Source organism: Gordonia sp. JH63 (assembly GCF_009856645.1).
Classification (GTDB): domain Bacteria; phylum Actinomycetota; class Actinomycetes; order Mycobacteriales; family Mycobacteriaceae; genus Gordonia; species Gordonia hongkongensis.
The window spans coordinates 2,856,164-2,870,206 of sequence record NZ_CP047235.1 but is presented as its reverse complement, the minus strand read 5'-3'; the positions used below and the strand labels follow the sequence as shown (position 1 = coordinate 2,870,206).

At 64.7% G+C, this 14,043-nt stretch carries 14 protein-coding genes; 7 read left to right on the top strand and 7 right to left on the bottom strand.

The window, feature by feature from the left end; translation table 11 throughout:
* Positions 1-699: 699 nt before the first annotated feature.
* Together GR168_RS12885 and GR168_RS12880 are read right to left on the bottom strand one after the other, a co-directional pair.
* A complete protein-coding gene (locus tag GR168_RS12885; RefSeq protein ID WP_065631663.1) occupies positions 700-1,290 on the bottom strand; it encodes a dihydrofolate reductase family protein in 591 nt (196 codons plus the stop codon).
* 189 nt (positions 1,291-1,479) lie between these two features.
* On the bottom strand, positions 1,480-1,920 hold the full coding sequence (locus GR168_RS12880; protein ID WP_068970444.1) for an SRPBCC domain-containing protein: 441 nt from the start codon (positions 1,918-1,920) through the stop codon (positions 1,480-1,482).
* 461 nt (positions 1,921-2,381) lie between these two features.
* On the opposite strand from GR168_RS12880, the gene GR168_RS12870 reads away from it, so the two are divergent.
* The 3 genes from GR168_RS12870 to GR168_RS12860 all read left to right on the top strand — a co-directional run bounded on the left by GR168_RS12870 (position 2,382) and on the right by GR168_RS12860 (position 5,060).
* Positions 2,382-3,596 carry an FAD-dependent oxidoreductase gene (locus GR168_RS12870; protein WP_065631664.1) on the top strand — a complete coding sequence of 405 codons (1,215 nt, stop codon included), beginning with the start codon at positions 2,382-2,384 and terminating at the stop codon, positions 3,594-3,596.
* 29 nt (positions 3,597-3,625) lie between these two features.
* On the top strand, positions 3,626-4,531 hold the full coding sequence (locus tag GR168_RS12865; RefSeq protein ID WP_065631665.1) for an RNA polymerase sigma-70 factor: 906 nt from the start codon (positions 3,626-3,628) through the stop codon (positions 4,529-4,531).
* Positions 4,532-4,679: 148 nt separating this feature from the next.
* Positions 4,680-5,060 carry an SRPBCC family protein gene (locus GR168_RS12860; protein ID WP_065631666.1) on the top strand — a complete coding sequence of 127 codons (381 nt, stop codon included), beginning with the start codon at positions 4,680-4,682 and terminating at the stop codon, positions 5,058-5,060.
* A 51-nt stretch (positions 5,061-5,111) separates the two neighbouring features.
* Here GR168_RS12860 and GR168_RS12855 read toward each other — a convergent pair whose 3' ends face one another.
* Together GR168_RS12855 and GR168_RS12850 are read right to left on the bottom strand one after the other, a co-directional pair.
* Positions 5,112-5,417 carry a hypothetical protein gene (locus GR168_RS12855; protein ID WP_068970442.1) on the bottom strand — a complete coding sequence of 102 codons (306 nt, stop codon included), beginning with the start codon at positions 5,415-5,417 and terminating at the stop codon, positions 5,112-5,114.
* 54 nt (positions 5,418-5,471) lie between these two features.
* On the bottom strand, positions 5,472-6,233 hold the full coding sequence (locus GR168_RS12850) for a hypothetical protein (protein ID WP_139104661.1): 762 nt from the start codon (positions 6,231-6,233) through the stop codon (positions 5,472-5,474).
* 407 nt (positions 6,234-6,640) lie between these two features.
* Between GR168_RS12850 and GR168_RS12845 the strand changes: the two genes are divergently transcribed.
* From GR168_RS12845 to GR168_RS12835, 3 genes are all read left to right on the top strand, one after another.
* Positions 6,641-7,168 (top strand): GNAT family N-acetyltransferase, encoded by a 528-nt coding sequence (locus GR168_RS12845; protein ID WP_065631669.1) that lies wholly within the window; start codon positions 6,641-6,643, stop codon positions 7,166-7,168.
* Entirely contained in the window at positions 7,165-7,785 is a 621-nt protein-coding gene (locus GR168_RS12840) for a TetR/AcrR family transcriptional regulator (RefSeq protein WP_223258858.1), read from the top strand. The genes GR168_RS12845 and GR168_RS12840 overlap by 4 nt, the downstream gene beginning before the upstream one ends.
* Before the next feature lie 261 nt (positions 7,786-8,046).
* Positions 8,047-8,706 (top strand): hypothetical protein, encoded by a 660-nt coding sequence (locus GR168_RS12835; RefSeq protein ID WP_011161119.1) that lies wholly within the window; start codon positions 8,047-8,049, stop codon positions 8,704-8,706.
* Between the two features lie 129 nt (positions 8,707-8,835).
* Here GR168_RS12835 and GR168_RS12830 read toward each other — a convergent pair whose 3' ends face one another.
* Positions 8,836-9,804, bottom strand: coding sequence for an endonuclease/exonuclease/phosphatase family protein (locus tag GR168_RS12830; protein ID WP_011161120.1), 969 nt, complete (start codon positions 9,802-9,804; stop codon positions 8,836-8,838).
* A gap of 901 nt (positions 9,805-10,705) precedes the next feature.
* Here GR168_RS12830 and GR168_RS12825 point away from each other — a divergent pair.
* Complete coding sequence (locus GR168_RS12825; RefSeq protein WP_099047831.1) at positions 10,706-11,371, top strand: M23 family metallopeptidase; 666 nt, start codon at positions 10,706-10,708, stop codon at positions 11,369-11,371.
* Between the two features lie 275 nt (positions 11,372-11,646).
* Here the strand turns inward: GR168_RS12825 and GR168_RS12820 are convergent, their stop codons facing one another.
* Together GR168_RS12820 and GR168_RS12815 are read right to left on the bottom strand one after the other, a co-directional pair.
* Complete coding sequence (locus GR168_RS12820; protein ID WP_011161122.1) at positions 11,647-11,961, bottom strand: DUF4229 domain-containing protein; 315 nt, start codon at positions 11,959-11,961, stop codon at positions 11,647-11,649.
* A gap of 123 nt (positions 11,962-12,084) precedes the next feature.
* A complete protein-coding gene (locus tag GR168_RS12815; RefSeq protein WP_074848417.1) occupies positions 12,085-13,734 on the bottom strand; it encodes a cytochrome c biogenesis protein ResB in 1,650 nt (549 codons plus the stop codon).
* Positions 13,735-14,043: the final 309 nt, after the last annotated feature.

Below are 14,043 nucleotides of genomic sequence, written 5' to 3'. Positions count from 1 at the left end.
CCGCTTGGTGAAATGCGTTGAGTCGCTGAACCCATGAGCGCGGGCGATCATGGCGTCACGGGCACGGTCGAGGCGGCGTCGGATGACGTGATCCATCAGCCGCCTTTCGGAACTGGGCCAGTCGGCGTACAGCTCCCGGGTCGACACGTTGTGGGCCGCGGCGATCGTCTCGGCCGACAGGCCGGCGTCGGTCAGCTGCTGTGTTGCTTCCCAGGACCCGCGGACACGTTCGCATGCACCTCAGCGATCCGGACTTGTCGCCGGTGTCGATCGCGCGGGCGCACGGCATCACCGTCCGAAAACTGTTCCAGCTCCTCGCCGATGCCGGCACGAGTCTCGAGCAGTGGATCATCACGAGTCGACTCGAGGGCGCGCATGATGACCTCGCGCCGAGACCGCTCATCAACCGGTCGCGGCAATCGCCCGGCGCTGGTGCATCACGAATCCGTCGCACTTCAGTAGACGATCCCGCGCGATGTACGTGATCAGTCCGCGGGCGTGGCGGGTTCTCGCGGCGTCGCGCACACGAGAGCGGATAGGAAACGGCTGACTGAACGAATTGCGACCGGTCTCGGAGAGCTGGCCTCGGAAAACGCGATGTGATGTCACCAGCCGCGTCGCCGGTCAGTCGATTGCACCTCCCGTGCCACCCTACGTTCGTGTCCATTAGCACCGTGCCTGCGGGGAGGTGATTCGATTTCATTCATGAGTCGCGGGTGTCGTCAGGGCGGCGTATCTGAGCAAGACTGCGCCAGAGGAGAAGGGTCGGCATTCCATCAGTTCCAGTCGGGTTGAAGGCTGGTGTGCGTCGAGGACGGGTTTGCCTTTGCAGAGCAAGATCGGGTTGACGATGAGGTGGAACTCATCGACCGCGTTCATCGCATTGAGTGTCGCGATCAAGCTGAGGCTGCCGTAGACGACCACATCGCCGTTGGCGCGATCCTTGATGCGCTGGATCTCGCTGGCGGTCACTTCTGTGACGTGCTGGGTCACCGGCCATGCGGCGATGTCACCGGAACGGGAGGCGACGAACTTGTCGAGCTGGTCGAGGCGACGGGCGTAACGCCGATTGCCGTCGTCGGCGTCGATCGTTCCGGCGGCGACAGCCGGCCAGTAGGAGGCGAAGTCGGCGTGCGTGATCCGGCCGAGCAGGAGCGCGCCGGCGTGCTCGACGAGGGCGAGTTCGTAGTTCATGAGGTCGGAATCGGCGAGTAGCCAGTCCATGGAGTCATCGAGGCCAGCGACATAACCGTCGAGAGTGGTCCACATGCTGATGATCAGTCTGCTCACGATCCTTGCTTCTTTCTCTGGGCCCGAAAAGTCATCGGAGCTGCGCGTCCCGCAGCCAGGGCTCTGCACGTCCTGGCGACGATGGGGGGCTCGTGGCCCCGATAGGCGGTATTTGTGAACTCCTCGCCCGGATAGCTCCGGTCGGGACGGTTGCGCTTTCCGTTCCGCGTATGCGACAGCGCCTCGGGACTACCCGGACAGCACAGCATTCAGCGCTTCGAACGCCGCGTGCCAGCCGGCCGTCGCGTACTCGTACTGCTCATCGGTGAGGTTTCCGCCGGTTTGGCTGAAGCGGAGCTCGGTGCCGGCGTCGACTGCGATGAGGTCCACGGTGAGAAGTTCACGTGCGTCGCCCGGCTCGTCGGTCATCGTCAGCACGAGTTTGCTCGGTCGCTGCACTTCGATGTACTCCCCGCGCCAATGGAACTCGGGCATTTCCGCGTCGGCGATCATGGTTGCGGTCCAGGTGCCTCCGGGTCGGGCGTCCAGCGTGACCGAGTCGACGGGGACCTCATTCGTGGCACCGCCGAAGAAGGCGGCGAAGAGTTGCGGCGTCGTCCACGCGTCGAAGACGGCGTCGGGGGAGGCGTCGACGGTGTGGGTGAGGGTTGCTCCGGTTGTGTCGATCATGGTGATCCTGCCTTGTCGTCGTCGATGTCTGCAGGCATCGGTGGCTCGGTGCGGACGGTCTCGTCCCACCCGGGCAGACTCCCGGCGCGGCGGGAACCCATCGGCGCTCGGACGACGGAAGCGCTGGATGGGTCCAGTCGGCGATCCGCATCAGGATGGAGCGTTTGCCGCCTAGACGCCTTTGTTCTCAGCGCGGTGTGGTCGACCGCATTGGCGGATCGGAAAGATGGTCCGGCCGGACGATCATCCGAGGCCACGGCGGTTGCCGCAGGACCGCCGCCGATCCCAGGGCAGCTGCGACGAGACCGGTGATCACCCCGATGAGAGCCACTACCGTGTCGGGCGCAGGTCGGCGCCGAGGGTGGCCGCTGACCAGCGGATTCGGCCCGGGTGTCACATTCTCGTCGCCGCCGGTGTCTCGAGGGCGAGCACTATCGAACACCACCACGGAAGGCGGGACCATGAACACCACCGACATCAACCAGATCGGCGACGACAAGGCTGACGGGGAGCGGACGCACGTTGTCGTACTGGGTGCGGGCTACGCCGGCGCGATGGCGGCCAACCGGCTCCGGCGTGATCGTGCGGTCGACGTCACGGTCGTGAACCCACAGCCGTTCTTCGTACAGCGCATACGGCTCCACCAGTTCGTTTCGGGGACCGGTGATCCGCAGATCGCATTCGACGATGTGCTGGCCGACGACATCCGCGTTCTCGCCGACACCGCCACGCGCATCGACGCCGACGCACGGCGAGTCCATCTGGCGTCGGGCGCGCACCTCGATTACGACTACCTCATCTACGCGATCGGCACCCGCCACCGCACCCCCGAGATCCCAGGGGCCGCGGACCATGCGCTGTTCATCGCCGATTGGGAGAGTGCACAACGCATGCGCGAACGCGTCGAGGATCTGGCGGCGCACGAGACGGTCACCGTCATCGGCGGGGGACTCACCGGGATCGAGGTTGCGGCAGAACTCGCCGAGAGCGGACACAGCGTCCGGTTGGTGGGCGGCGGTGAGTTCGCGGCTTCGGTGAGCGCCCGGGCTCGACGCGCCACGGAGACGCAGCTGAATCGACTGGGTGTCGATGTCATGGACCAGGGACGTGTGGTCGAGCTCGGGGAGCGGACCGTCACCGTCGACATCGACGGTCAACGAATCGTGCTACCCAGCGCGGCAACGGTTCTCGCGACCGGCTTCGAGGCGCCGGAACTCGCGGCCGCCAGCGGCCTGGAGACCGACGAGATCGGCCGCCTGCGCGCCGACGCCGCCCTGGCCAGCATCGACGACGACCGGATCATCGGCGCCGGTGACGCGGTGGCTGTTGATGGCATGACGCTGCGGATGAGCTGTCAGGCCGCTGAACCACTGGGCGCCCAGGCCGCCGACGCGGTCCTCGCGAAGATCGCCGGTGAGCAGCCGAGCCCTGTCGACCAGGGCTTCGTCGCGCAGTGTGCCAGCATCGGCCGACATGCGGCCACCCTGCAGTTCACGCGCCGCGACGATTCGCCGACGCCGGCGGTGGTGACCGGTCGTCTCGCAGCCTGGACGAAGGAGTTGGTGTGCCGAGAAACCGTGGCCAACATCCGGCGTGAGGCCGCGCGGCCCGGTAAGTTCAGCTGGTTCGGTGCAGCGAAGAGCGCGACCGCCGAGCGTGAACCGGTCGGACGATGACGAACGGCCCGTCGACGAACGGAGTAGCTATGACAGGCGGTCAACTCGACCGTCGCGCAGCACGATTCGCAGAACTGCGGCCGTTGCTGTTCACCGTCGCCTATGAGATCGTCGGTTCCGCCGCCGACGCGGATGATGTCCTGCAGGAGAGCTACCTGAGGTGGGCGGAGGTCGACGACGTCGAAGTCGCCGACCCGAAGGCCTACCTCGCGAAGATCGTCACACGCCAGGCACTCAACACCCTGCGGTCGCGCTCGCGGCGTCGTGAGGAGTACGTCGGCCCGTGGCTCCCCGAGCCGATCCTGCTCGACGACCGCGACCTCGCCGACGACGTCGTACTCGCCGAGTCGGTGTCCACGGCGATGTTGGTGGTGCTGGAATCGCTGAGTCCGGACGAGCGTGCAGTGTTCGTGTTGCGCGAGGTGTTCGGGTTCTCCTACGCCGAGATCGGATCGATGGTCTCGAAGTCGTCGGCCGCGGTGCGCCAGATCGCGCACCGCGCCCGGTCGCATGTCGAGTCGCGGCGGCCCCGGTTCGAGCCGGTCGACGCCCAACGCGCCGGAGCGGTTGTCGAGGAGTTTCTCGCCGCCGCGCAGTCAGGTGAGGTCGAATCGCTCATGGCGCTGCTGTCGCCCGACGTCGTGTTCACCGCCGACAGTGACGGCAAGGCCACGGCGGTGAAACGGCCCATTCAGGGTTCGCTGCCGGTGGCGCGCCTGCTCACCGGATTCGCGCGACTCGGGACGACGATCGACGACTATCGCGCGGAGGTGGCGGTGCTCAATCACGAGCCCGGCATGCTCGTGTACTTCGACGGAAAACTGCAGGGCGTGTTCACGTTCCACATTGTCGACGGCGTGATCGACCAGATCTACGCGATGCGCAATCCCGACAAGCTCGCCGGGGTCGAGGAACCGCGAACGATCGCACGGTGACGTTCACCCGGCACGTTTCTATGCGGGAACAAGGCGATGAGGGCCGCGCCGGGCCTTGTTCTGCGACGATGGTCCGATGTTGCACAACTTGTCGACTCCCGCATCGCTCAGGTCGGTGCTGCGAGTTCGCACTGGTTTTCGGCATGGCATGCCGACGACAGAGTTGCGGATGAATCTGGCTCCTGACGCAGTGTGGGCGACGATCACCGATGTGAACGCCTGGCCGTCATGGGGACCCACGGTTTTCGGGGCGCAGGTAGACGGTGACGTCGAGTTGGCCTCTGGGACACGCGGAACGATCACGACTGTCGCGGGGGTACCCGTGCCGTTCGAGATCACCGAGTTCGTCGACGGACGATTGTGGGCGTGGAAGGTGGCGGGTGTGAACGCGACGCGGCACGAGGTGATCCCGGTGGCGGGTGGCTGCATTCTCAGCTTCGGTGCGCCGGTCTGGGCGGTACCGTATCTGCCGGTACTGGCCATCGCGTTGCCGCGGATCGAACGGATCGCGTCTGGTCTCGGAAGCTGACCTCGAAAGGCGCTGCTGCGTCAGAGATGTGATGACACCGGCCCCGCCGCGTCAGTCGATTGCCGCTGCCGGCGGCCTCAGGGCATCGCGCTGAACGAAGATACCGACAACGACGCCGACGATGGTCAAGAGCACGACCAGGGCTACCCCCGGAATCACGTACCCTATCCCGTCGGGGCAGACCCACACCTGCTGCCCATCGATCGTGGTCGAGGAACAGCCCAGGTGCAGCACGGACTCGGACAGATAGATCAGCGGCCACGCCAGAGCGACCGCTGTCGGTACCGCGACCGCAACACTGACCAGGAGGATTCCGATCAGTGTCGACAGTGAGCGCAGAAGCCGCGAGTCCGTCATCGCCTCACTGTACGAGCGACCGTCGCCCAATATCAGTGCCCCGGACCGACGCCATCATGAGAGCAGTCCACTGGGTGTCACGGCCACCCACCGGCCATCGCTGGGTGGTAGGTCTTTCCACCCGCGGGAGTGGGCACGGTCGCAGATGATGCGTTCGCATCGCGGGCGGTCGGCGGGGGAGGCGTGCCATCGTTCGACGGCGGCGGCGATCGTGGGAAGCACGGTCACGTGTGGACCCATCGTTGGGTGGCGGGACTCCGCAGCGTATATGTCGCTCCAGAAATGACTCCCGACGACTGGGTGGACAAAACCGTCACCGATTCGGGCCGACATCATCTTGCTGTAGGCGCGCGTGCCCGCAGCATGAACTCCGTCGTCGTGGTCGCCGCCGAGGGCGAACATCAACTCTTCACCGAGCTGCTGCTGATGAACGGTTGTCATCGAATGCCCGTCGATGACCGGTTCGCCGGGTGCTCGGCGGCGAAATCTGGACATGATGTCGGCGACCGTGGCGGCGATCTCCGGGGGGATCAGCGGCGGGACAGAGTTCGCCGGCTCGTCACTGGTGAAAGCGAGGTACCGGAGGCTCTCTCCGACGAACGTGTCCCACGTTCCCTCCACGATTGAGTACTGGGTGACGGAATAGATGAATTGGTCGAATACGTCACGGGCAAACGGGACGCTCCGGCGTAGCAGGTCGACCTGGGCGAGAGGTACAGCACGGTGCAAGCGGGATTCGAGGAGACGGTCCTCGTGGTACAGACTCACTTCGATCCCCATGCACTCGGCAAACCGACGGTCGACGCCGTCGGGCATGAGGTCACCTGTGACCAGTAGAACACGGAAACCACCGGATGTGATCGGTCAGCCTTCACGTCTTCAGAGCTTGACGGCAGTTTCCGGCCAACCGGCCACGTATCACTCTGCACGACAGACGTTCTCGTGGTGAGAGCTGTTGGTGTAGAGGTGGTAGTCGCAGCTCGGGGTGTACATCCGAGGCCCACCCGGTGGGGGAGACACGACACGCTGAATGGCCGGCCCAGATCGCGAGGTAGCAGTCGTCGGAACTGCGCGTCACCACAGCCAGGGCTCTGTACGTCCGGGTGACGACGGCGTGGTCGCCGCCGACGTAGAGAGGGTGAACGCCGTCGCACGGCTCAATTCGCGCAGCGTGTGTTACCGTACTGAAACACTCGTTTCAGTGAGATTACTCGGAGGTCGCGATGACCCAGGGAACAGCAGCGGCGTGGTCGACCCCGCCGTCCGGTGGTGTCGTGCTCCGTCCGTTCGGCAAGCCAGGCGACCTCGGGTGGGTCGTACAGACCAACGGCGAGGTGTACGCGCGCGAGTTCGGTTGGGACATAACGATCGAGACGCTGGTCGCCGACATCGTTGCCGCCTTTGCCCGCAACCACGACGAAGACACCGAGGCCGGCTGGGTCGCCGAACTCGACGGCGCGCGGGTCGGCTCGGTGTTCTGCACTCGTGGACAGGATGAGCGCACCGCCAAGCTGCGAGTGCTCGTGGTCGATCCGAAGGCGCGAGGGCACTCGCTGGGTCGACGTCTGGTCGGGACCAGCGTCGATTTCGCGAGGCGAGCGGGCTATGAGCGGATGGAACTCTGGACGGTCGACTCCCTGACTTCAGCTCGTCGCGTCTACATTGACGCCGGATTCGCGCTGGACACCGAGTGGTCGAGCCGCCTGTTCGGAAAAGATCTGGTCGAACAGACCTGGTCACAAACTCTGTGAGCGCGCCACGGCCTGAGCTGGCGACAGGCTCTGCCCGTCGAGTCCAGCTCCTCGACGCCGCATACGCCTACATCGTCGACAACGGGGCAGCCTCCCTGTCGCTACGACCGTTGGCGACCGCGATCGGGTCGAGTCCGCGTGTGCTGCTGTACTTGTTCGGCAGCAAGGATGGACTCATCCAGGCACTGCTGCAGCACGCTCGCGCCGACCAGATGGAATCGATGGCGGGGCGCGTAGTCCTCGCAAAACAGCCTGCTGCACGGGATATCTTCGCCGTTGCACGAGCGGTGTGGGAATGGCTGTCCACGCCTTCGCAACGACCGGTACTGGCATTGTGGGTCGAGGCTTACGGTCGAGCGCTCACCGACCCCGACGGCCCGTGGAGCCTGTTCGCGCAGGGGACTGTCGACGACTGGCTGACGATGCTCGCCGAGGCGCAACCGACAGGCGTCCGGCAAACGTCGAAGGCCGAAAGTGAACGGACGGCTGTTCTCGCCGTCCTCCGTGGCGGTCTCCTCGACCTGCTGGCAACCGGCGACGTCCGACGAACCACAACCGCTGTCCACATGGCTCTGGACTCTCTGGCTGGACGAGTCGTGCCCGAGGGCCCGCAGTAGTGGGTGATCGGCGCGGGTTAATACAGCAGATGAGTATGCAATCATCTACTTGACATAACATACGTTATCGGCACATTAAAACAGCTGGGGGACAGGAACTTTTGCTAGAAAGTGACATAACTTGGACTGAGGTCGGGCACGCACTGGGGCTGTTCCACACCTGCTCCAACGACCTGATGGCAGATAATGACGGGGCCCGCGAAACGTCCTACACACCCACCGGCTCACCCGCGACCTGTACCACAACAAGTGGGGATTCTGATGACCCACCACCGAGCAACACGACCGGCGGCCCTCACGCTCGGCATCGCCGGCATCCTCGCCGCTGCCACCCTGGCCGCGTGCGGCGAACAAACCGTCAATGAGGGCATCCCACCCCTCGAATCGGCCACGGCCACCTCGACCGCCCATGCGGACTCGATCACCGACACCTCTGACTTACGTAATCTGATGGCGATCTCCACACACGTCTTCACCGGCCGTGTCGAATCAGCTGCTGGCGCCAAGGCGCTCGGGCGGCTCCCCGAAACTCAGTACAGCGTGCTCACCAAAACAGCGATCAAGGGCGAAGTCTTCGAGAGCGTGGTAGTCAACCAGCAAGGCGGAGTCAAAGACGGTGTCTACATTTCCGTCAACGGCGACACACCCCTCAAGGTCGGCCAGTGGTACCTGTTCGCCACCCGCTACCTCGAGTCCGAAGAGTGGTACACCCTCATCCCGGTTGACGGCCGCAAACCGGTGACCGAACAACAAGCCCGCGACAGAGCCTCCGCGCCCCTGGCCGGGGCTGAGGCCGCGGTGCGCGCCAACCCCCAAAGCCGGCTCGCACCACCGGACCCACCGAGCCCGTCGATGACCTTCCCGATACCCCAACCCGGCGACCGCAACCCACCTCCACCCTCACCGGCGCCACCCGGCTGAATCATGAAGTAGCGAGTGGCGGCATATGGAAAGCGTTGGGGGAGATATCTTGCCAGGCTCGATCGAGTTGACATAAGGCTGTCGGTCACGAACCGAGGTGTTCCGATGGTTCGAGATTACTCGGGGACGTCATCCTTCGCTGAGCCGGATGCTCGCGAGTACCCCGTGATGATCGGAGCCCGGCAGATCGATCCGCCGGAACGATGTCGGTGTCGGGCCATTGCGTGTCAGCACCCGGTCGAGCGCAAGCAGCGACGGGTAGGGCCGGCCGGCAGGATAGGTCGCGACGACGCCCGATCCGAGATGCTCGGCGGCGTCGGTCAGCTGGGGCGAATCCGGCGGTCCCGACAGTAGCTGCCGGAAGGAGCGGTGATCGTAGGTCGAGTTCGCATCGGCGCCGATGATCAGTGGATCTGTGTCGGCGAAGAGGATCGAGCGCAACTCGCGGAGCTCGGCATCCCAGCGCCACGACGGTTCGGGATACGGCGGCAATGGGTGCAGTGCATAGATCGAGATGGGCGTGCGGTTCGGAAGAAGCAGTCGCGCACGAAGATTCGACAATTCGAACCCACGCAAGAGTTGCCCGTCGGTCAGCGGGGCCCGCGCATAGATGCCAGCTCCACCTCCACCGTCTCGGGGACGAAGAAACACGAACGGCAAGGCTTGGCGCAACCCGGCGCGCTCGAGGGCTCCCACCGCCTCAGACGTCAGCTCGACCACCGTCAGGACGTCAACGCCTGAGTCGCGCACCCGCGACACTAGCGCGTCCGGATCAGCCTGCCCGAGATAGATATTGGCCTGCATCACGGTCAGGTCCGAGTCCGAGACCTGTTCGTCCGCCCCCCGATACAGCGGGGCCTGCGCCGTCACGCCCACGGCGATGACGAGCACAGCTCCTGCCGCGGAGAGCCAGGCGCGCGCAGCGAGCAACAGCAGCAGACCGACGACGCCGACGATGATCAGCACCGGCGTGAACGCCGCCAGCCGGGACGCGAGATTGCTGACCAGGCCAGAATAGTGGGCAGCAATCCCGGCAGTAGCGGCGAGGACCGCACCCCACCCGAGCGCTCGTAGCAGTCCACGCATGCGGCCGATCATGCCAGGACCGCCGTCACGCTCTCTGGCGGGTGATCGTCGAGTGCAGGCTGTCGGCGACAGGGGCTGTCAGCCTAGCCCCCAGTCGTTTCGATCTATGGTGACCGTTACGAGCCGGACGCTTCGTTGCCGACGCAGTTGCCCAGGCGGGAACTGGCGAACGCATGGACGCCGACCCGTAGTCGGCCACAACGTACCCGCTGGTCAACCAAACGCACCATCGGAGCTTCGCAGAGCCCGAAGGATCGATCCTGGGGCCAACGGGGAGAAACTAACCGGGATAGTAGTAACCTGTCTGTGGCTCGTTCGATATCGAACTGTTTCCATCCGGACTGACGCTTGGACTGAAGGACTCCCCTTGGCACGGCATCGCAAAGCTGATCCCAGCCCGCCCTCCGCTGGTATCTCTGCGTTCCGGCGCGACGCATCAGCGAGCCTCACCCCTGGACTCGCACGGCCCGAGCATGCACACGTCGTGCATGCGGCCGGGCGACACCGAATGCCTCTCCAACCCGAGGTGCCGGCCGGGTTCACTCGGCCCATCATCTCGGGCGCCCCGGTGCCCTCCTACTCGCCGCATGCTCGATCGACGACGGCGCCCGGGGCGGCGCCGCCATACCCACCTCGCAGTGGCCGTCCATACACCGCGCGCTCGCGCACCGCCCTACCCCGCCAAGCCGGGCGTGCCCATCGATCTTTCGGGCCGCCTCGCTCGCAGCGCCCGCTCGACCTCGGCAGGCATTCATCGGCAGCACCTACCGCACCGTGGGAGCGGGCGTTGTGTGTCGTTGAACCTCAGTCCAGCGAGCAAGCTCAGTCAGGCTTCTTCGAGGTTCTTGACGGCGAAGAGGTCTCGGACACCTCCACTCGGTCGGCGGCCGCTGCCGGGTTGAGTGGATCACTCATGGCCGCGGTGGTTCTATGCGCTGCCGGCGGGACCGCGGCCACCGCGCTCGCCGATCAACACAACCCAACGATCACTCCCCTGACCCAGACTGGCGTGCCCGTCGACGTCCAGTCCGCAGCAGCCCCACGATCTGTAACCGTCGGATCGGTGGACGCACAGCGAAACCGCACGTCGGCAGGGGCATCGTCACGCGATGAGCTGACCTCGGTTATGCGAGAACTGGCACAGCCAGATCGCGCGCGGCCCTCTGAACCCCCGGTGCCACAACGGCCACGGTCGGCGGCACCGACCTACGGCACCGTGACCTCGAGTTACGGAGCGCGCTGGAGTACCACGCACTATGGCCTCGATATCGCCAACACGATTGGCACACCGGTGGTCTCGACCAGCGACGGGCAGGTTATCGAATCCGGTCCGGCTGATGGGTTCGGGCTGTGGATACGAGTGCTGCAAGACGACGGCACGATCGGCGTGTATGGGCACATCAACGAGACACTGGTGAGCGTCGGGCAGCGAGTCCAGGCCGGCGAGCAAATCGCAACGGTAGGAAACCGCGGCTACTCCACCGGCCCACACCTGCACTACGAGGTCTGGCAGCAAGATGGACCCAAACTCGATCCTGCACAGTGGCTGAGAACCCGGGGCGTCTACGTCGTCGGATGACCCGCCGTATCGGCGCGGGAGGTATGAGGACGAGTTGGTCCCGCTCAGGTGTCGCGAGCTCTCGAGACGAGACTAGGTCGGGCCAAATCCGCGCGGGCCAGTGATCGGTTCGACGGCCACACAGTTGACGCCTAGCCCGATCGATTGAGAGGAACGGTGCGGGTCGGTGGTCATCGAGGGTGAACTGCGCTGGTTTCACCGATCCGGCAGACCGCACTGCATGTTCGGCAGGACAGTCGGGCCTGGCTGATCATGTTTGCTGGCCTGATGCCAACTCATGTCGCGTCCGGTCTGGCGAGTCCCTTCTTGGTTGCTCGGCGGGAGTCCATTGCTTCGGCCCGGTAATTGATACGAGTTCGTAGGGGTTTGAGGGCGATCATCGAGACTGGACTACTGAGAATCACGGCGAGCACGACGGTTACGAAGAACGGGACGTCCACGTCAATTAGGTAGGCGACCAGCAGAATTAGTCCAGTTAGCGCAGCAGCGAGTGCTAGGCGCGCGATGTTGTACAGCAGCGCGATGGCGATGAGGGATCTGGCCGAAGAGGCCGGCGTGGTGGCGGCGCCGTGAGAAGTGTTTCTGCGCATGGTCTATGGGCCTCCGTGTGGCGTGAATGCGATCGGGATGGATTGTGACGTGACAGTTGGTTCGGTGCCGCGTCCTGCAGGGGGGGCGGTTCAATGAGATGAGATCTGTACGGATGTGAGATCTCATGGCTGATGTGCGCGCCGTGGTCGGCGGTTTGTCGGCCCTGGCTGGGTCAGCCATCGCCGCGCCTGCTGGTCGAAGTCTTCGCCCCACCCGGCCTGATCGGTGCGGGCCAGACCTGCGATTGTTACTGCGGTGCGTTGGCCGTCGACTCCGACGGGCACTAGCCGCACCCAGATTCGGCGACGCCGGATAAATAGAGACACAAGTAACCCAGACAGCATCACGGTCGCCGACAACAGAACCCAGTTCTGTGCCGGCCCGTGTGATACCTGCATGGACACGAAGCGTTCATACCCATCAAAGCGCACCACGGTGCCATCGGCGATGGTGTGAGTCTGTCCCGGGCTGAGATTGACCTGTGCCCGCTGCTGGAGCCGACCCTGCTCGATGAGCGCTCGGTTCAAGGAGTACGCATTCTGCGGGCGACCGGTATCCAGTCCGGTGTCGCCTTGGTAGATCCTGATCGCCACATACGGATCATTCGGCACGGGAAACGATGAGGTGAGCAGGGTTCCTTGGAATGCTGCGGTGGGCGCGAATAGGCCCTCGATCGCGATCTGTCGATTGCGACGTTCGTCTGGGTCGGGGTAGAGGCCGGCTGGGGTATCGAAACGGGCCGCGCCGGAGGACAGCATCGTCTGCAAGTTGTCGGGAATGAACAGTACTGTCTGAGTGCGTTGCTCACCGTTGGGGAACGTCACAGTGAACGTCGGTGCGAAGCCGTTGCCGAGGACATAGACGCGGTCGCCTGCTACTCGCAGCGGTTCGTTCACTCGGACGCGTGCGGTGCTCCACGTATCGGGATCGGACTGTCGCACGTCCCCGGTGTAGGTGACGTCGGCTTCGTACATGTCGGGCTGACCGCTCGGCAGGAACCGGGCATCGAAGCCCTCGACGCGGACACAGAATGGTGAGAGATCGGTGCCATCGACGAGGCTGCCTGCGCGGAATGAGTCATAAACCGCGGTCGAGGTGTTGCACAACCCTTGTGTGCCATCGGCGACGAGACTGCGGGTGCCTTCGTAGCCGTAAAGTTTGTCGGCCGCGATCGATATCAGCAAGGCGAGTAGGGCGAAGTGGAACACGAGGTTGCCCCACTCGCGGAGGTAACCCTTTTCCGCGGAGATCTCTACGGCTGCGGTGGGTCGGTGCGTAGTCGCTGGTCGTGTGGTGGTGGCTCGGCGCCAGCCCCGGAGGTTGGCGTTGATGAGGGCAACAACCTCTTCGGGTGTTCCTTCTACGGTGTCCTCGAGGTGCCGCGGCAGGCGGGTGAGGTTGCGCGGCGCGGGAACTGGACGGGCTCGGACCGCGCGCAGATGCTCGAGGATTCGGGGAGTGAGGCATCCCACAAGTGACACGAACAGCAGGACGTAGATCGCGGTGAACCACGAGCTGGCGAAGACGTCGAAGAGCTGCAGTCTGTCCATCCACGTGCCGAGGGCGCCGCGGTCGACAATGTACTGGGTTGTTTTCTGTTCGTTGAGTGGGCGCTGCGGCAGCAGAGCGCCCGGGATTGCCGCCGCGGCCAACAGGAACAGCAGCATGAGTGCTGTTTTCATCGACGTCAGCGAGCGCCACAATCTGGGTAGGGGGCTAAGCCGGCGGCGTGGTCGTCGCGGCGTCGGCGCTTCGATGGTGTCGGTGTGCATCATCGTCGTCGTATGGGTAACGCCGCACCCGGGAGGTCGTCATCCCTCGCGAGAGAACAGAGTGCGCGGTCGGCGACGTGATCCTGAGCTGTCTGCCAGTCGACTCCCAGCACCATCGGCCGCCGGGACTTCCTCGCCCGCATCGCCATCCGGGTCCCACCTGCTCTTCCTGCCCACATTGAAATACTACGTAGCGTAGTATTTCGGCACGCAGATGACAAGCAGTGATGCGCCCCGCTGCGGCGCACTCGCACTTACAGGCCGTCGAAGACCTCGCCCCACCAACCAAGCTCCCCAAGTCTCGTCATG